Origin of the sequence: Kocuria sp. HSID17590, assembly GCF_003989485.1 — a bacterium.
In the GTDB taxonomy this organism is placed as follows: domain Bacteria; phylum Actinomycetota; class Actinomycetes; order Actinomycetales; family Micrococcaceae; genus Kocuria; species Kocuria salsicia.
The window spans coordinates 103673-120644 of the sequence record NZ_RBMB01000003.1; the positions used below are offsets into that span (position 1 = coordinate 103673).

General features: G+C 71.2%; 17 protein-coding genes. 5 read left to right on the plus strand and 12 right to left on the minus strand.

The annotated features are described in order from the left end of the window. The first annotated feature begins 28 nt into the window (after positions 1–28). The 3 genes from D8M39_RS01390 to D8M39_RS01400 all read left to right on the plus strand — a co-directional run bounded on the left by D8M39_RS01390 (position 29) and on the right by D8M39_RS01400 (position 1399). The gene (locus D8M39_RS01390; RefSeq protein WP_055085287.1) at positions 29–700 is read left to right on the plus strand and encodes a trans-aconitate 2-methyltransferase; all 672 of its coding nucleotides are present in this window, start codon (positions 29–31) and stop codon (positions 698–700) included. A 62-nt stretch (positions 701–762) separates the two neighbouring features. Next, positions 763–1176 (plus strand): hypothetical protein, encoded by a 414-nt coding sequence (locus D8M39_RS01395; protein WP_055085285.1) that lies wholly within the window; start codon positions 763–765, stop codon positions 1174–1176. A gap of 37 nt (positions 1177–1213) precedes the next feature. Next, positions 1214–1399, plus strand: a complete 186-nt coding sequence (locus D8M39_RS01400) for a hypothetical protein (protein WP_055085283.1) — start codon at positions 1214–1216, stop codon at positions 1397–1399. Positions 1400–1560: 161 nt separating this feature from the next. Here the strand turns inward: D8M39_RS01400 and D8M39_RS01405 are convergent, their stop codons facing one another. After that, a complete protein-coding gene (locus D8M39_RS01405) occupies positions 1561–2106 on the minus strand; it encodes a DinB family protein (protein WP_055085281.1) in 546 nt (181 codons plus the stop codon). Positions 2107–2318: 212 nt separating this feature from the next. Here D8M39_RS01405 and D8M39_RS01410 point away from each other — a divergent pair, with 212 nt between their 5' ends. Next, positions 2319–3383, plus strand: a complete 1065-nt coding sequence (locus D8M39_RS01410; protein ID WP_126874242.1) for an alcohol dehydrogenase — start codon at positions 2319–2321, stop codon at positions 3381–3383. 230 nt (positions 3384–3613) lie between these two features. Here the strand turns inward: D8M39_RS01410 and cls are convergent, their stop codons facing one another. From cls to purS, 5 genes are all read right to left on the minus strand, one after another. Then, positions 3614–5104, minus strand: a complete 1491-nt coding sequence (gene cls / locus D8M39_RS01415; protein WP_126874243.1) for a cardiolipin synthase — start codon at positions 5102–5104, stop codon at positions 3614–3616. A gap of 13 nt (positions 5105–5117) precedes the next feature. Further along, on the minus strand, positions 5118–5642 hold the full coding sequence (locus tag D8M39_RS01420; RefSeq protein WP_126874244.1) for a GNAT family N-acetyltransferase: 525 nt from the start codon (positions 5640–5642) through the stop codon (positions 5118–5120). Positions 5643–5673: 31 nt separating this feature from the next. Continuing rightward, positions 5674–7971 (minus strand): phosphoribosylformylglycinamidine synthase subunit PurL, encoded by a 2298-nt coding sequence (gene purL / locus D8M39_RS01425; RefSeq protein ID WP_094393126.1) that lies wholly within the window; start codon positions 7969–7971, stop codon positions 5674–5676. Positions 7972–8066: 95 nt separating this feature from the next. Further along, positions 8067–8858: a phosphoribosylformylglycinamidine synthase subunit PurQ gene (purQ, locus tag D8M39_RS01430; protein ID WP_055085272.1), complete on the minus strand. Its 792-nt coding sequence runs from the start codon at positions 8856–8858 to the stop codon at positions 8067–8069. Between the two features lie 2 nt (positions 8859–8860). Beyond that, the gene (gene purS, locus D8M39_RS01435; RefSeq protein ID WP_055085270.1) at positions 8861–9118 is read right to left on the minus strand and encodes a phosphoribosylformylglycinamidine synthase subunit PurS; all 258 of its coding nucleotides are present in this window, start codon (positions 9116–9118) and stop codon (positions 8861–8863) included. Positions 9119–9349: 231 nt separating this feature from the next. Here purS and D8M39_RS01440 point away from each other — a divergent pair, with 231 nt between their 5' ends. After that, entirely contained in the window at positions 9350–10042 is a 693-nt protein-coding gene (locus D8M39_RS01440; protein WP_161971371.1) for a DsbA family oxidoreductase, read from the plus strand. Between the two features lie 174 nt (positions 10043–10216). Here D8M39_RS01440 and fepB read toward each other — a convergent pair whose 3' ends face one another. From fepB to D8M39_RS01470, 6 genes are all read right to left on the minus strand, one after another. Beyond that, entirely contained in the window at positions 10217–11257 is a 1041-nt protein-coding gene (gene fepB / locus D8M39_RS01445; protein WP_055085266.1) for a Fe2+-enterobactin ABC transporter substrate-binding protein, read from the minus strand. Positions 11258–11388: 131 nt separating this feature from the next. Continuing rightward, entirely contained in the window at positions 11389–12165 is a 777-nt protein-coding gene (locus tag D8M39_RS01450) for an ABC transporter ATP-binding protein (RefSeq protein ID WP_055085264.1), read from the minus strand. Further along, complete coding sequence (locus D8M39_RS01455) at positions 12162–13280, minus strand: iron chelate uptake ABC transporter family permease subunit (RefSeq protein ID WP_202975503.1); 1119 nt, start codon at positions 13278–13280, stop codon at positions 12162–12164. The genes D8M39_RS01450 and D8M39_RS01455 overlap by 4 nt, the downstream gene beginning before the upstream one ends. After that, the gene (locus tag D8M39_RS01460) at positions 13277–14629 is read right to left on the minus strand and encodes an iron chelate uptake ABC transporter family permease subunit (protein WP_202975718.1); all 1353 of its coding nucleotides are present in this window, start codon (positions 14627–14629) and stop codon (positions 13277–13279) included. Before D8M39_RS01460 ends, D8M39_RS01455 begins: the two co-directional genes overlap by 4 nt. A 93-nt stretch (positions 14630–14722) precedes the next feature. Next, a complete protein-coding gene (locus tag D8M39_RS01465; RefSeq protein ID WP_126874245.1) occupies positions 14723–15415 on the minus strand; it encodes a pentapeptide repeat-containing protein in 693 nt (230 codons plus the stop codon). An 89-nt stretch (positions 15416–15504) separates the two neighbouring features. After that, positions 15505–16878 carry a CitMHS family transporter gene (locus D8M39_RS01470; RefSeq protein ID WP_055086493.1) on the minus strand — a complete coding sequence of 458 codons (1374 nt, stop codon included), beginning with the start codon at positions 16876–16878 and terminating at the stop codon, positions 15505–15507. Positions 16879–16972: the final 94 nt, after the last annotated feature.

Sequence of the window (16972 nt, forward strand, 5' to 3'; positions counted from 1 at the left end):
GTGCAGTGGCGTGTGTGACGGTTGAGGCATGAACCCCGGATACGACTCCCTGGCCCACGAGTACGAGCGCGCGTTCCCCGAGCCCTTCCGCACGCCGCTGGAGCGGCACGCCGTGGGCGCGTTCGTGGACTCCGTGAAGGAGTCAGGGGTGGCCGGGCAGGTGGTGGACGTGGGCTGCGGCACCGGCCACGTGACCACCGTGCTGCGCGAGGCAGGGCTGCCCGTCACCGGCGTGGACCCCTCGGAGGCGATGGTGGGGATCGCGCGGGAGAGCCACCCGGATGTCCCCTTCGAGGTCATCGGCCCGGACGCTGGGCAGTGGACCGCGCTCGCCGAGGGTCACGACCTGGCGGGCGTGCTCGCCCGGTTCAGCCTGATCCACGTGCCGCCGGAGCGCGTGCCTGCGGTGCTGGAATCGTGGGCGGAGCGGATGCCGGAGGGCGGCGTGGTGATGCTCGCGTTCCAGGCGATGGACCGTGGCCGGGCGGTCGTCTCCTTCGACCACGCCGTGGCCCCGGCTTGGCGCTGGCACCCGGAGGTCATGGCCGACCACCTCCTGCGGGCCGGTTTCCGCGAGGTCTGGCACAGCATGAGCCGCCCGGACGACGAGCACCGCTTCCCGGAGTGCCACCTGCTGGCGGTGCGCAGCCTGGAACCGGTCCCGCAGGACCCGGTGAGCTGCGGCTGCCGGGTGGAGTGAATGGGCAGCGTCGGCGCCCGAGGGCAGTCTGGGATCCTTAACGACCAGCGGAGGACGTGGCATTGAGCAGGAAACTCACCGAGTGGGGAACCCTGGTGGAACTGCTGCTGGTACTGGCGGGCCTGCCCCTGTCGGTGCTGGCTCCCCAGGTGCTGTGGCAGGTGGTCGGAGAGAACCAGGCTGTGGGTGCGGGCAGGCTGCTGGCACAGTTCCTGGCGGTGTGCGTGGTCGTCGTGGCCCTCATGCTGGTCGACACCCTGGTGGACGCTCTGCTCTACGCGCTGACGCGCAACCGGACGGTCACCCAGATCTGCTCGGCCGTCGTCTTCGTGGGAGTGATCGCCGCGCTGTTCTCTGTGTGGGTGCCCTGGTCCGTGGGCCTCGTGCTCGCGAGTGTCGTGTCGGCACTGTTGATGCTGATCTTCTCGAAGCTCACGGCCGAGCGGTACAAGGGGTTGCTGGACCGGGACGCTTGAGCAGAGAGCCCCGAACCGCCGGTTGAAGGCAGCGCTCATGCTCGGCATCAGCCTGACCGGCCAGGATCTGAACATCGGCTCGATCCGCGTCCCTCATGCGCTGTGGCTCGGCGGGCTCGTATTCCTCATCGCCGTCGGGGGAATCGGGTTGAACATGCGTCGAGACGCGCGCGCTCGGCAACTCTCTGTGCCGAGGCGCGCCACTGCCCGGAATGATGCTTAGCCGCGGTGCATAGCCAGACGGGTACCCGGTGAGCTGCGGGTGCCGGGTGGAATGACGGCAGCCCGCTCAGCCCGCCGTTGAGCCGTGCCATCGCGAGGCCGACGCCGAGTGGCATGGCTCGGGCACGTGGGTCGGCTCAGGCGCCGTCGATCGTCCGGGGCTCACTCCCCGACGGCACCGTCGATCGCCTCCCGCAGCAGGTCCGCGTGGCCGCAGTGGCGGGCGTACTCCTCGACCATGTGCGTGAGCACCCACCGGGCGTTCATGTCCCCGCGGACCGGTCGGGCAACGGGAGCGTCCATCGGGTGCTCGTGCGATGCGGCGAAGTTCTCCCACCGCTGCCGGGACTGCTCCACGGCGGCGGCCCAGTGCGTTCGCAGGGCATCCCCGTCCGCCTCGGACGCGGAGTTCCAGTCCCAGTCCGGGTCCTTCTCCCACTGCACGCTGTCCCACGGGGAGCACTGCCGCCGCCCGCTGAGCACGTGGCAGAACCAGTGGTCCTCCACATAGGTGAGGTGCCGCAGCATTCCGCCCAGGGTCATGGTGCTGGACAGGGGACGCTCCTGCAGCTGCGCCGTGCTGAGCCCCTCGGTCTTCCACGCAATCGTCGCGCGCAGGTGGTCCAGGAACCCCAGCAGCGTGGCGGTCTCGTCGCCCTGCTGCGGTGGTTCGGGGCGGCCCTGCTCATCCTGCTGCGGTGTGTCCATGGGCTCACGGTAGACCCTGCCGCGGCCCTGTCTGCCGGGCGGCGCGCGACAAAGCTGTGCGCGCGACGTCGTCGTGCGGGCCCCGGGGGCACATCACCTGGCGGGGTGGCGGGCCCCGGCGCGCCGGTCCGGCATCCGGGCGGTGCGGCCTACAGTGATGATGTGGCTCACACTGCGAGCCGCACGAATGCAACTGCTACGAAGGAGTAGCCATGAAGGTTTTCGCCCACGCCGAGCCGGGTGCGCCGGCGGAGGAGATCGAGGTGGAGCGCCCCGAGCTGCAGGGCTCCGAGGTGCTGATCCGCATCACGAACTCGGGGGTGTGCCACTCGGACGTGCACTGCCAGGACGGGTACTTCGACCTCGGCAGCGCCGGGCGCTACGAACTGACCGCGGCGGGCGCGCAGTACCCCGTGGTCCTCGGCCACGAGATCGTGGGGGAGGTTGTCGACGCCGGACCGGAGGCCACCGTGCAGCCCGGGGACACCAGGTACATCGTGTTCCCGTGGATCGGCTGCGGGCAGTGCCAGGCGTGCCAGGAGGACCGCGAGAACTACTGCAGCGGGAAGAAGCGCAATCTCTCGGTGCAGCGCCGCGGCGGCTACGCGGAGGAGGTCCACGTTCCGGACGAGTGCTACCTGGTGCCGCTGGGTGACATCGACCCGTCCTTCGGCGCCACGCTCGCCTGCTCCGGTCTGACCTCCTATTCGGCGGTCAAGAAGATCATGCCGCTGCCCGCGGACAAGCCCGTGGCCGTGATCGGCGCGGGCGGTGTGGGACTGATGACCATCGCGGTGCTCAAGGCCCTGGGCCACGAGAACATCGTGGCCGTGGACATGAGCGAAGCGGCGCTGAAGAACGCGAGCGCCGTGGGTGCCTCCGCGACCGTCACGGTGGGTGGCGAGGACCTCGTGGGGGACATCGTCCGGGCCGGCGGGGAGAAGATCGCCGCCGCCATCGACCTCGTCAACAACGGGGACACCTCCAACGCCGCGCTCTTCGCCATGGCCAACGGCGGCACCCTGGTCAGCGTGGGCCTGTTCGGCGGGCAGTACCAGTTCCCCACGGCGCTGACCGCGTTCAACCTGCTGAACATCCGCGGCAACTTCGTGGGCAGCCTGCCGGAGCTCAAGGAGCTCGTGCAGCTCGCCCAGGACGTGGACCTGCCCAAACCGCCCATCCAGGAGGTCCCGCTCACGGCGGAGCAGGTCAACGCGTCCCTGGACGGCCTGCGCAACCGCACCCTCAACGGCCGCGCGGTGCTCGTGGCCTCCTGAGCCGCCGCGGCGCGGGCGCCGCGCGAGAGGACGACGACGCCGCCGTCACCCGGCTGCCCCGGGTGGCGGCGGCGTCCGCGCGCCGGGGGCGTACCACGGAAGCATCAGGGAGGAGTGCCGCGGAGTGGGGCCGAGGTGCCTCACGGCGCGGGCGCGCCCCACAGAAAGGGGAGCATTCCGAAAGGCGACCGGGCGGCAGGGGTGCCTGTGCGGCGGCGTCGTCGTGCCCCTCAGAGCAGCCCGGAGGTGAGGCGGCAGACGTTCTCCACGAACTTGCGGCCCAGGGAGCGCCGCTCCCACGCGGCGAGGTCCAGGCGGGTGGAGTGGGCCGCGAACTGCTCCACGACCTCCTCCATGCGCTCGCGGAACCCGCGGTCCACGATCATCACGGAGACCTCCAGGTCCAGGGCGAAGGAGCGCTCGTCCATGTTGGAGGAGCCGATCACGGAGACGATGTCGTCCACGAGCACGAACTTGGCGTGCAGCACGGTGGGGGAGCTGTAGCGGTAGATCTCCACCCCGGCGCGGGCCAGCTCCGAGTAGTAGGAGTTCTGGGCGTGCTGCGCGAGGAACTGGTCCGAGGTCTCCCCCACGAACAGCTGGATCCGCACCCCCGCCTGGGCCTCCGTGGTGAGGGCGTGCAGCAGGGACTCGTCCGGCACGAAGTACGGGCTGGAGATCACCACCCGCTGGTTCGCGTTGTAGATGAGGTGGTTGAACAGCCGCAGGTTGTTCTCGGTCTCGAACCCGGGCCCGGAGGGCACCACCTGCGCGTATACGGGACCGGAGGCGTCCTCCAGGACGGCGGCGGACTCGTCCAGGAGCAGGTCGTCCGTCTCGGAGTACCAGTCCGAGACGAACAGGGCGTTGAGCTCCGTGACCACCGCGCCCGTCACCCGGATCATCAGGTCCTTCCACTCGAGGCCCTTCCGGATGTTCTTCTTCTTGTTGTAGGAGCGGTGGATGATGTTCTGCGAGCCCGTGTAGGCCACCCGGCCGTCCACCACCAGGATCTTGCGGTGGTTGCGCAGGTCCGGGCGCTGCCACTCGCCGCGCCACGGCCGCACGGGCAGCATCCGGCGCCAGGGCACACCGGAGGCGTCGAACTCCCGCACGAGCTCCGCGTAGCCGGGGTACCCCACGGAGCCCATGTGGTCGATCAGGATGCGCACCCGCACGCCCCGCTCGTGGGCGCGGATCAGGGCGTTGAGCAGGTCCCTGGAGACCTGGTCCACCGCCACGATGTAGAACTCGAAGTGCACGTAGTCCACCGCCCGGTCCACCTCCTCGGCCATGCGGGCCATGCTGAGGTGGTTGTCCGTGATGATCTCGACGTCGTTGCCGCCCACCACGGGCAGCGCCCCCAGGTTGTGGTTGAGCGCCGTGGTGGTGCGGACCCACTCCGGGTACTGCTCGAACTCGGGGCCGAGGTCGAACCCCTCGGGGGTGTTCTCCTCGATCACGTGGTTCATCCGGGCCTGCTTCTCCATGCGGCGCCGGGGCAGCCGGGAGGAGCCGAGGACCAGGAAGAGCACGAGGCCCGCGTAGGGCAGGAGGAAGAGTGCCAGCAGCCAGGCCAGCGCCACGGAGGGGCGGCGCTGGTGGGGGATCCAGCCCAGCGCCACGAGCTTCACCACGAGGTCCAGCACCGCGAGCGCGAGCAGTATCCACCCGGGCAGCGTGTTGGCGGGCAGCAGGTTGAAGGGGATCCAGGGGTTCATGCGTGCGGTTCCATCAGGGGCGGGGGAGGTGGTACGAGTCCTCGGGGCCGTCCGAGGGCCGCTGCGCGAAGCCCAGGCGCAGCAGCATCCGGCGGGCCGGTTCTGCTTCCGCGGTCTCCGCCGGGACGGAGACGTGCACGGCGCGGACCGCGGGGTCTTCGAAGGCCCGTTCCACGAACGCGGCCAGCGCCTCCGAGGCGAGGCCCCGGTTGCGCCGGTCGGCGACCACCGAGCCCTCCAGCTCCAGCTCCCCGTTCATCACGGGGCCGGTGAAGCCACCCGTGCCCACGATCTTCCCGGAGGTCAGCTCGACCCCCACGAAGCGCGAGTACGGGGACTCCGTGGCGAAGTGCGCCCCGGCCTCGATCGCCCCGCGTGCCCAGTCACGGTCCCCCGCGGAGGGGAACCCGGGGCCGAAGTGGGGCAGGACGCGCCCGTCCGCCACGGCCTCGAGCTCCTCGCGCGTGAACGGACGCAGCTCCAGCCGCTCGGTGCGCAGGGGCTGCGGCATGTCCAGCTCGGGCAGTTCGTCCATCATGGCCACACCCTACGGGCTCTCGCCCCGCCCCTCAGCCGAAGTGGCGGGGCAGGGTGGACTCGTGGGCCTCACGCAGGGCGTCCAGGCCCACGGCGAACTCGCCCTGGAAGTCCAGGGTGCCGCTCACCGCGTCCACCACGCCGATGCGCGCGTAGGGGTAGTTGCGCACGGTGCACATGTCGGTGAAGCGGACCTCCTCGGAGCGGGGCACGGCCACCACGGCGCGGCCCTGCGACTCGGAGAACAGCAGCGTGAACAGGTCCACGCCGTCGCGCTCCGCGACCTCCCCGAGCCCGATCCGCGCACCCACGCCGAAGCGCAGCGCCATCTCGGCGAGCGTGGCGGCCAGCCCGCCCTCCGCGACGTCGTGCGCGGCGTCGACCATGCCGTCCCGGGACATGTTGATGAGCATGTCCCCGAGGGTGCGCTCGCGCGCCAGGTCCACGCGCGGGGGCGTGCCGCCCAGGTGGCCTCGCACGCGCGCCCACTCGGAGCCGTCCAGCTCGTCCGCGGTCTCGCCGAGCAGGTAGATGGCCTGGCCGTCCTCGCGCCAGCCCGACGGCGTGCGGCGGGTGACGTCGTCCAGCACGCCCATCATGGCGACCACCGGGGTGGGGTTGATGGCCACGCCGCCGGTCTGGTTGTAGAGGGAGACGTTGCCGCCGGTCACGGGCACGCCCATCTCCTGGCAGCCGTCCGAGAGCCCGCGCACGGCCTCCGCGAACTGCCACATCACGTCCGGGTCCTCGGGGGAGCCGAAGTTGAGGCAGTCGGAGACGGCCACGGGGCGGGCCCCGGCGGTGGCCACGTTGCGGTAGGCCTGCGCGAGCGCGAGCCGGGCACCCTCGTAGGGGTCCAGGCGGGTGTAGCGCCCGTTGGAGTCGGTGGACAGTGCCACGCCCAGGTTGGTGGTCTCGTCCACGCGGACCACGCCGGCGTCGTCCGGCATGGCCATGGCGGTGTTGCCCTGCACGTAGCGGTCGTACTGGCTGGTGACCCACGCCTTGGAGCACAGGTTCGGGGAGCCCATGAGCTCGAGCAGGGCCGGGCCCAGCTCCGCGCCGGAGGGGCGTGCGGCGTCCTCCGGGGAGCCCGTGAAGTGCGCCGCCTGCAGGGCGTCCTGGGACTCTGGACGGGCGAAGGGCCGCTCGTAGACGGGGCCGTCGTGGGCCACGGTGCGCGGATCCACGTCCACGATCACCTCGCCCTGGTAGTCGATCACCAGCCGGCCGGTGTCCGTGACCTCGCCGATCCACGAGTACTCGACGTCCCACTTGGTCATGACGGCCTCGAAGTCCGCAACCTTCTCCGGGGTGACCACGGCCATCATCCGCTCCTGGGACTCGGACATCAGGATCTCGCCCGGGGTCAGGGACGGGTCGCGCAGCAGCACCTCGGTCAGGTCCACGCGCATGCCGCCATCACCGTTGGAGGCCAGCTCGGACGTGGCGCACGAGATGCCCGCCGCGCCGAGGTCCTGGATGCCCTCCACCAGCGAGGACTTGAACAGCTCCAGGCAGCACTCGATGAGCACCTTCTCCGCGAACGGGTCCCCCACCTGCACGGCGGGGCGCTTGGAGGGCTTGGAGTCGTCGAAGGACTCCGAGGCCAGCACGGACGCACCGCCGATGCCGTCGCCGCCGGTGCGCGCACCGAAGAGCACCACCCTGTTCCCGGTGCCGGAGGCGTTGGCCAGGCGGATGTCCTCGTGGCGCATCACGCCCACCGCCAGCGCGTTGACCAGCGGGTTGCCCTGGTAGCAGGGGTCGAACTCCACTTCGCCGCCGATGTTCGGCAGGCCCAGCGAGTTCCCGTAGCCGCCCACGCCGGCCACGATCCCGTGCACCACGCGCTGGGTGTCCGGGTGGTCGATCGCACCGAAGCGCAGGGGGTCCATCACGGCCACCGGGCGGGCGCCCATGGAGATGATGTCCCGCACGATCCCGCCCACGCCCGTGGCCGCACCCTGGTAGGGCTCCACGTAGGACGGGTGGTTGTGGGACTCGATCTTGAAGGTCACGGCCCAGCCGTCCCCGATGTCCGTGACGCCGGCGTTCTCGCCGATGCCCACCATCAGGTTCTTGCGCATCTCGTCCGTGACCTTCTCGCCGAACTGGCTCAGATGCACCTTGGAGGACTTGTAGGAGCAGTGCTCGGACCACATGACCGAGTACATGGCCAGCTCCGCGGCGGTGGGACGGCGGCCCAGGATGTCCTTGACCCGCTCGAACTCGTCCCGGGAGAGCCCCAGCTCCGCCCAGGGCAGCTCGGTGTCCGGGGTCGAGGCGGCGTGCTCGACGGTGTCCAGGTTGAAGTGCGTTTCACTCATGACGTGTGCGGTGTCCCTTACGTGAACGGGGTGGTGCGTGCGGGGAGAGATGGAGGGGGCGACGACGACGCCGGGCTCGCGGCGTCGTCGTGCCGTCAGCGGGTCAGGCGCTCCAGGACCGAGACGAACACGTCCAGGCCGTCGGTGCCCTCGCGCATGCCCACGGTGCCCGCGCCGGAGAGGTCCGCGCCGAAGCCCGGTTCCACGGCGTGCTCCGGGTGCGGCATGAGGCCCACCACGTTGCCCCGGGCGTTCGTGATCCCGGCGATGTCGTTGCGCGAGCCGTTGGGGTTGCCGCCCACGTAGCGGAACGCCACGCGGTGCTCGGCCTCCAGCTCGTCCAGGGTGCGCTGGTCCGCCACGTACTGGCCGTCCTGGTTCTTCAGCGGCACCACGATCTCCTGGCCCGCGGTGAAGCGCCCGGTCCAGGCGGTCTCGGCGTTCTCCACGCGCAGCCGCTGGTCCCGGCAGATGAACTTCAGCTGCTCGTTCTTGATCATGGACCCGGGCAGCAGGTGGGCCTCGGTGAGCACCTGGAACCCGTTGCAGATGCCCAGCACGGGCATCCCGCCGTCCGCGCTCGCGGCGTCCACGATCTTGTCCATGAGCGGCGCGAAGCGTGCGATGGCCCCGGCGCGCAGGTAGTCCCCGTAGGAGAACCCGCCCGGCAGGATCACGGCGTCCACGCCCTGCAGGTCCTCGTCCGCGTACCACAGCGGCACGGAGGTGCCGCCGGCGATGTCCACGGCGCGGGCGGCGTCGCGGTCGTCCAGGGTGCCCGGGAAGGTCACCACGCCCACGCGGACGCCCGCCAGACGGGCGTCCGGGGCGGGCTGGTCCAGGTCCGCGACCAGCGGGGTCTGCTCGGCGGTGAGGTGCTGCGCCACGCTCAGTTCTCCTCGGCCAGCTCGGAGACGTTGACCACGTCCTCGATCACCGGGTTGGAGAGCAGCTTCTCGGCGGCCTCGCGGGCCTGGGCCAGGACCTCGTCCGTGACCTCGCCCTCCACGGTGAGCTCGAAGCGGCGGCCCTGCCGGACCCCGGTGAAGCCGGTGAGGCCGATGCGGGGAAGTTCGTTCGCGATCGCCTTGCCCTGCGGGTCGAGGATCTCGGGCTTGGGCATGACGTCAACAATGATGCGGGGCATCGGCGCTCCTGTACGCGGTGCGAAGGGATGGGCGCGGAGAGTGCCGGTTCGGGTGCCGTCTCACGGGCCCGACGCCGTGGCGTCGAGACCCGCTCCGCGAGCTTGCCCCACCAGTCTAGCGGCCGGGGGCGGGCCCGGGCGTACGCTGGGGGCCGTTCCACAGCCCCTCCCCGCGGCGCTGTCCGGCACCCCTGTTCGACAGCCCGTTCCCGAGAAGATCCAGGAGCCCCCATGGCCGACGCACCCGAACCCATCCTCCTGGACCTGTGGGCGGACATCGTCTGCCCCTGGTGCTACGTGGGCCGCGTGGCCCTGGACCGCGCGATCAGCGAGGAGGGCCTGGAGGGGCGCGTGCACCGCACCCTGCACTCCTTCGAGCTGGACCCGGACGCCCCGGTCGCGGGCCCGGACGGCGGTGCCGGGCTGCCCACCAACACCGAGTACCTGCGGGAGAAGGTGGGGCTGAGCCCCGAGCAGATCGCCGAGGGCGAGGACCGGCTGCGCGCCCTCGCGGACTCCCTGGGGGTGCCCTACGTGGACGTCCGACCCAGCGGCAGCACACGTTCCCTGCACCGGTTCCTGCAGGCGGTGCAGGCCACCGTGGGCCACGCGGCGGCGGCGTCCTTCTTCGCCGCCCTGCAGGACGGCTACTTCTCCGGCACCCTCGACATCTTCGACCCCGTGGTGCTGGCCGAGCAGGCCCGCGCCGTGGGACTCCCCGCCGGCGACGCCGCCCAGCTGGCCGCCGAGCCCACCTCACCCGTGGGGGAGAAGGCGGAGAACGTGGTGTCCCACGACATCGCCACCGCCCGGCAGATCGGCGTGCGCGGCGTGCCGTACCTCGTGGTGGACCGCCAGTTCGCCGCCCCCGGCGCACAGGACGTGGCAGCCTACCGGCAGCTTCTGCGCCGCTTCGCGGACTGAGTCCGCGCCTCGTCCGGGGGAGGGGACCTGCCTCCGCCCGGCCCGGCCGGTCTCTCTCCGCGGTCCGTTCCGCGAGCCCGCACCACCCACGGGAAACGCCCCGTGCCTCCGGAAAGTTCCGGACGCACGGGGCGTTCCACTGCTGCGGAGGCGGAAAGCCGCCGCTGGCGGGTGCTACTTCTTCAGCTGGGTCTCGATCTGGTCGAGCACGTTGTTGGAGGAGTAGTAGTCCAGGCGGAAGGAGTCCTGGCCCAGGGCGTAGACGGCCTTGTTCTTCACGGCCTCGGTGTTCGCCACCAGGCTGTCCTTGAGGTAGGCGTCCTTGCCCTCGTCGTCGGAGGCGAAGAGGAAGACGGTCTTGCCGGTCGCGGCCTTGGACAGGTTCTCGCCGGTGATGGGCTTGATGTCGCTGCGCTGGCCCATCTGGGAGTTCTTGTCCACGGCGTCCTCGGGGACGTCCGCGAGCTTGAAGCCGAGCTTCTCGAGGAGCTTGCCCTGCGCGGACTCGGAGGTCCAGATGTTGGCGCCGGAGTCGTCCTTGAAGGAGCCGGCGTTGTAGACCATGCCGGTCACGGGCTGCTCGGGCTCCTTGATGTTGTCCTTGACCTCGTTCACGCGCTCGTCGAAGGACTTCACCAGCTCGTCGGCCTTCTGCTGCTTGCCGGTCAGCTCGCCCAGCTGCTGGGAGACCTCTTCCCAGTCCTTGTCGCTGTAGTCCATGACGTAGACGGGGACACCCGTCTCCTTGAGCTGGTCGTAGATGTCCATGGCGGAGTCCGCGCCGCTCTTGGAGACGACGATCAGGTCCGGGTTCTCGGCGAGGATCTTCTCGGCGCTCGGGTCACCGGTGTAGAGGGACTTGACGTTCTTCTCCTTGGCCTTGTCACCCCACTGGGTGAAGAAGCCCTGGTCGTCGGAGATGGAGGTGTTGGCGGAGGTGCCGCCGGAGGCGATCACGGGAGCGTCGATGGCGAGCAGCGAGCCGGTGAGGGTCACGGCGGTGGAGACGATCTTCTCGGGCTTCGACTCCAGCTTCACCTCCTGGCCGTTGTCGTCCTTGACGGTCTTGGGCCAGGTCTCGTCGGAGGCCGACGCCGAGGCGCTGGAGTCCGAGGACGAGCTCTGCGAGCCACCGCAGGCGGTGAGTGCGAAGACGGCGCACAGGCCGACGACGAGCGCCGCGAGCAGGCGGCGCAGGGTGGATGTCTGGGACACGAGTTTCCTCCGTGAGATCGGGACGGGGTCCTGGATTGGCGGGCCAGATGGACAAGCCTGTTAGGAAGCTTAGGCTAACCTAAACTGGAACTGGAAGTGACACGCGGAAGGTGACGCGAAGTTTCCCGGCCTCAGCGGGGGACGATCAGCGGTCCACCGGTGGCCGGGTCCTGGACCACCAGGGCGTCCAGGCCGAAGACCTCGTGCAGCAGCTCGGGCGTGACCACGTCCTGCGGGGTGCCCTGCGCGGCGACGACGCCGTCCCCGAGCACCACCAGGTGGTCGGAGAAACGGATGGCCAGGTTGAGGTCGTGCAGCACCATCACCACGGTCTTGCCCTGCTCGCTCTGCAGCCGGCGCACCAGGCGCAGCACCTCGATGCTGTAGGCGAGGTCCAGGTACGTGGTGGGCTCGTCCAGCAGCAGCGTGGGGGTGTCCTGGGCGAGGGCCATGGCGATCCACACCCGCTGGCGCTGCCCTCCGGACAGCGCGGAGATGGGCCGGGTGCCCAGGTGGGACAGCCCCGTGGCGTGCAGCGCGCGGCGGACCTCCTGCTCGTCCTGCGCGGACCAGCGGCTCATCCAGGACTGGTAGGGGTGGCGGCCGCGGGCCACCAGCCCGGCCACGGTCAGGCCCTCCGGGGCCACGGGGGCCTGGGGGAGCATGGTCAGCCGCCGGGCCCGGTCCGGGCGGCGGATGCCGCGCAGGTCCCGGCCCTCGAGCTCCACGGTGCCCTCGTAGGGCAGCAGGCCGCACAGGGACTTCAGCAGGGTGGACTTTCCGCAGCCGTTGGGTCCGATCAGCGTGGTCACCGCACCGGCGGGGACCTCGAGGTCCAGGTCGCAGAGCACGGGCTCCTGGCCGTACCCCGCGGTGAGGGAGCGGGTGGCGAGTCGGGCGGGGCTCATGCGCTGGCCTTTCGGTTGGTCTTCACGACCAGGTAGATCAGGACGGGGGCACCGCAGAAGGCGGTCACGATGCCGACCGGCAGCTCCCAGGGCAGGACGGTGCGGGCCAGGAGGTCCGCGCCGGAGACGAGCAGTGCACCGCTGAGTGCGGAGCACAGCAGCGGCGGCGTGGGGGTGCCCGCGAGGCGCTGGGCGATCTGCGGGGCCACGAAGGCGACGAACGGCACCGGCCCGGCGGCGGAGACGGCCACGGCCACGAGGACGACGCCGAAGAGCAGCTGCACGGCCTGCGCCGCCCGGATCCCGTGGCCCAGCACCTGGGCGACGTCCGGGCCCAGGGCGAGGGCGTCGAGGCGGAAGGCGAGCCAGCCGGCGAACACCACGGCCACGACCACGCACGCGAGCACGGGCCAGGCCTCGCCCCAGCCGCGCCCGTTGAGCGAGCCCGTGAGCCACAGCTTGGCGGTGGCCGCCTGGTCCACGTTCGTGGTGGCCATGAGCCACGTGGAGATCGCGCCCAGGAACATGGAGATGCCCACGCCGATCAGCACCAGGCGGATCATGGAGTCCCGGTCCTTCCCCGCCACGAACCACACGGCCAGGGCGGTCAGGGTGGCCCCGATCACCGCGACCACCGGGACTCCCAGGACGTTGTAGCCGAAGCCGGCGACGGCCCCCACAACGCCGGTGCCACCGGACGCGGTGATCACGAAGACCGCCGCGGTGGACGCCCCGCTGGTGATGCCGAGGACGTCCGGGCTGGCCAGGGGGTTGCGCGCCACCGACTGGGTCAGGGCGCCGGCGTAGGCCAGCGCCGCGCCCACGAGCAGGCCGAGGACGGCGCGGCCCATGCGCCACGTGAAGACCACCGTCTCCTCGATGTGGCTGCCACCTCCGGCGAGCGTGCGCAGCACCTGCGGCACGCTGAGCTGGTAGTCGCCCATGGCGATGCCCAGGGTGAAGGTGAGGACGCACAGCAGCACCAGCACGAGTCCCACGAGGAACCGGCGGAGGCTGAACGAGACGGACCACGGGCCCGCGCGCAGCGCGGAGATGCCGAGGTCCGGCGCGGTGGTGTGCGCCCGGGCGCGGGGCTCGGCCAGGAGACGGCTCACAGCGAGGTCACCTTCCCCCGGCGGATCAGGACCACGAAGAAGGGCACGCCCACCAGGGCCATGACGATGCCCATCTGCAGCTCTCCGGGACGCCCGATGACTCGCCCGAGGACGTCCGCGCCGAGGGCCAGGGCCGCGCCGAGCAGCGCGGAGTAGGGCACCAGCAGGCGGTAGTCGGGGCCGAGCAGGCCGCGCACCATGTGCGGGGCGGCGAGGCCGATGAAGGCCACGGGCCCGGCGGCCGCGGTGGCCGCTCCGCCCAGCAGGGCCACGGCCAGCAGGCCGAGCACCCGCTGGCGGGTCACGTTCAGCCCGAGCGACTCCGCGACGGGCTCGCCCAGGGCCAGCAGGTTCAGGCCGGGCCCCTGGGTCATGGCGAGCACGGCGCCCACCAGCACGAACGGCGCGGTGACCGCGGCGACCTCCAGGGTGACGCCGGAGACGGAGCCGGTGGCCCACTGGCGCATGCGGTCCAGGGTGTTCTGGTCGGAGAGCACCAGCGCGTTCACCACGGCCATCAGGATCGCGGACAGTGCCGCGCCGGCCAGGATGACGCTCAGCGGGTTGGCCGCGCTGGAGCCGGTGGAGGACAGTGCGAAGACGGCAGCCGTGACCAGCGCGCAGCCGATCAGCGCGGGCCACACGTAGCCCAGGGGAGATGCAGCCCATCCCCACACGATGCTCAGCACCACGGCGGCGGCCGCGCCGGCGTTGATGCCCAGGATGCCCGGGTCGGTGAGGGGGTTGCGCGTGTGGCCCTGGATCACGGTTCCGGCCATGCCCAGCGCCGCCCCCACGAGCAGGGCCACGAGGGTGCGCGGTAGGCGCAGCAGGCCCATCACGGTCACGAGGTCGTCGGCCTGCGCGGCCGGGCTCAGCCGCTCCGGTGCGAACGCGTACGTGAAGGCCTGGGGGATGCGCTGCCACCCCTCGGCCAGGGTGTTCAGGCGCCCGCCCACGAGCAGGCTCAGCAGGCAGAGACCCGCGATCGCCGCGATCAAGAGCACGGGCAGCCAGAAGACGACGCCGCGGCGTCGGGCGGGAGCCACGGAGTCGGCGGCCTCGGGGTCGGGTGTGCCCGCTCCGGCTGCCTCCGGACCGACCGGTGCGGAACCGGTGGCCGTGGAACGGGGCGCCTCGGTGCCGCGTCCTGCGGCACCGGATGCTGTGGAGCCGGATGCCGTGGACGTGCGGGTCGCGCAAGCGCGTGCTCCGGAATCGGAGTCGGTGGCTGCGGCGGGCGAGCGGTCGGCGTTGTCGGCGGAGGCGTCCCGGTCGGGGCCCATGGCCGGTGGGACCGGTCCGGGGGCGGCGGGGGCGTCGGCCGGGGCCGAGGGGCGCGAAGTCACCCAGCAAGGATAGGCATACCTTAGTGAAGCGCCAAAGCCCGTGCGGGGGATGACGGGGGCCGCCCGGGACTGCCCGGGGCGGCCCGGACGCCGTCAGCGGACGTCGATGCCCAGGCGCCGGGCGAGCGCCGGGGCCAGCGCCATGAGCTGCTGCTCGTCGACCACCGTGCCCCGCAGCGCGTCGAGCCCGTCCACGCGGGTGAACTCGAGCCCCCGCAGGTCCACGGCGTCGAACTGGGCGGAGCGGACGTCCAGCGTCTCGGCGCGGCAGCCGCGGAAGGCCACGCGGGTGGCGCGGGCGTTGACAAGGTCCACGTCACGGAACGAGCAGTTCTCGAAGATGACGTCCTGCAGCGTGGTGTCCCGCAGGTTGAGGAAGTCGATCTTGCACCCGGTGACGAGCACCGAGCGCCAGACGCCGCCGTGCAGCACCGCCGCGCCGATCCGCGAGTCCCGTACCGAGGCGGTGGACCACGAGGACTCCGGTGCGGTGAGGGAGGGCGCGCTGAGCTCTGCCACCTCCGTGTCGTGGATCCGCGCGCCCTTGAGGTTCGTGCCGTCCAGCTGCGCGCCCTGCAGGATGCAGTCCAGCAGGGTGAGGCCGTGGAGGTCGCGGTCTGCCCACGCGGCGGCGCGGATCGTGAGGCCCTCCAGGCTCTCCTCCGCGTACACGTCCCCGGAGAAGGTCTCGACGGCGCGCGGTCGACACGGGGCCAGCCGGGGTGCTGTTCGGGAGGTGGCACCGGGGGTGCTGGGACGTCGGGCGGAAGGAGTGGCGGGGCTCATGATCGACGAACCTACCGGCCCCCTCCGACACGCATAACGGGCCCACCTCGTGGAGGTGGGCCCGTTCGTGGAGGCGTGGTGCGACGTCGTCAGCCGATGGCCACAGCGCCCACCAGGACGCCCACCACGAGCATCACCAGCGAGACCACCAGGGCACGCCAGAGCACCTTCTTGTGGTGGTCGCCCAGCTGCACGCCCGCCAGGGAGACGAGCAGCAGGATCGCGGGGACCAGCGGGGACTGCATGTGCACGGGCTGGCCCGTGATGGAGGCGCGGGCCATGTCCACGGCGGGGATCCCGTAGTGCGCGCCGGTCTCGGTGAGCACCGGCAGGACGCCGAAGTAGAAGGCGTCGTTGCTCATGAAGAACGTGGCCGGGATGCTGATGAGCCCGGTCAGCACGGCCATGTACGGGCCCATGCTGGAGGGGATCACGTCCACGAGCCACTGGGACATGGCGTCCACCATGCCGGTGCCGGAGAGGATGCCGGTGAGCACCGCGGCCGCCATCACCATGGAGACCACGGCGATGATCGAGGAGGAGTGGGAGACCAGCATCTTCGCCTGGTCCGTCATCCTGGGGAAGTTCACCACCAGGGCGACCGCGCTGCCCACCATGAACAGGTAGGGCAGGGGGACCACGTCCACCACGAGCAGCACCATGATGGCCACGGTCAGCACCAGGTTGAACCAGAACAGCTGGGGGCGCAGGGACTCGCGGTTGGGGTCCAGGGCGGTGTCGGTCAGGCCCATGCTCACGGGCGCGGGGGAGCCCGAGCCGCCCGCGGCACCCGCGGTGCCGGAGCCCGCGCCCACGGTGGCACCGGCGCCCCAGCGGGCGGGATCGGCCACGGCCAGGCGGCGTCGTTCCGAGCGCCCGAGCAGCACGGCGAAGACGAAGATGACCACGAGACCCGCGCCGAGGGAGGGGAGCATGGGCAGGAAGATGTCCGTGGCCTCGACCTTCAGGGCGGCCGAGGCGCGCGCGGTGGGCCCGCCCCACGGGACGATGTTCAGCGCGCCGTTGGTCAGGCCGGCCACGCACGTGAGCACCACGGGGCTCAGGCCCAGGCGCTGGTAGACCGGCAGCATGGCCGCTGTGACCACGATGTAGGTGGTGGAGCCGTCCCCGTCCAGGGAGACCAGGGCCGTGAGGATCATGGTTCCCACCACCACCTTGGCGGGGTCGTGGCCGGTGGCGCGCACGATCAGGTTCACGAGCTTGTCGAAGAGCCCCACGTCGATCATCAGCCCGAAGTAGATGATCGCGAACATCAGCAGGGCGGCGGTGGAGGACATGTCCTTGACCGAGTCCATGACCATGTCGCCGAGGCCCAGACCCGCGCCCGTGAAGAGGCCGAACACCGTGGGCACGATGATCAGGGCGAGCAGGGGTGTGAGGCGTTTGCTCATGATGAGCCCCATGAAGGTGGCGATCATCAGGAACCCGAGTACGACGAGCATGGGCGTCTCCTGGGGACTGTGGGTGGGTGACGGCGTGTGAGCCGGAGCCGAAGGCGGCGTGTGCTGCATCACACGCTAGGGGCGGGAGGGCCCG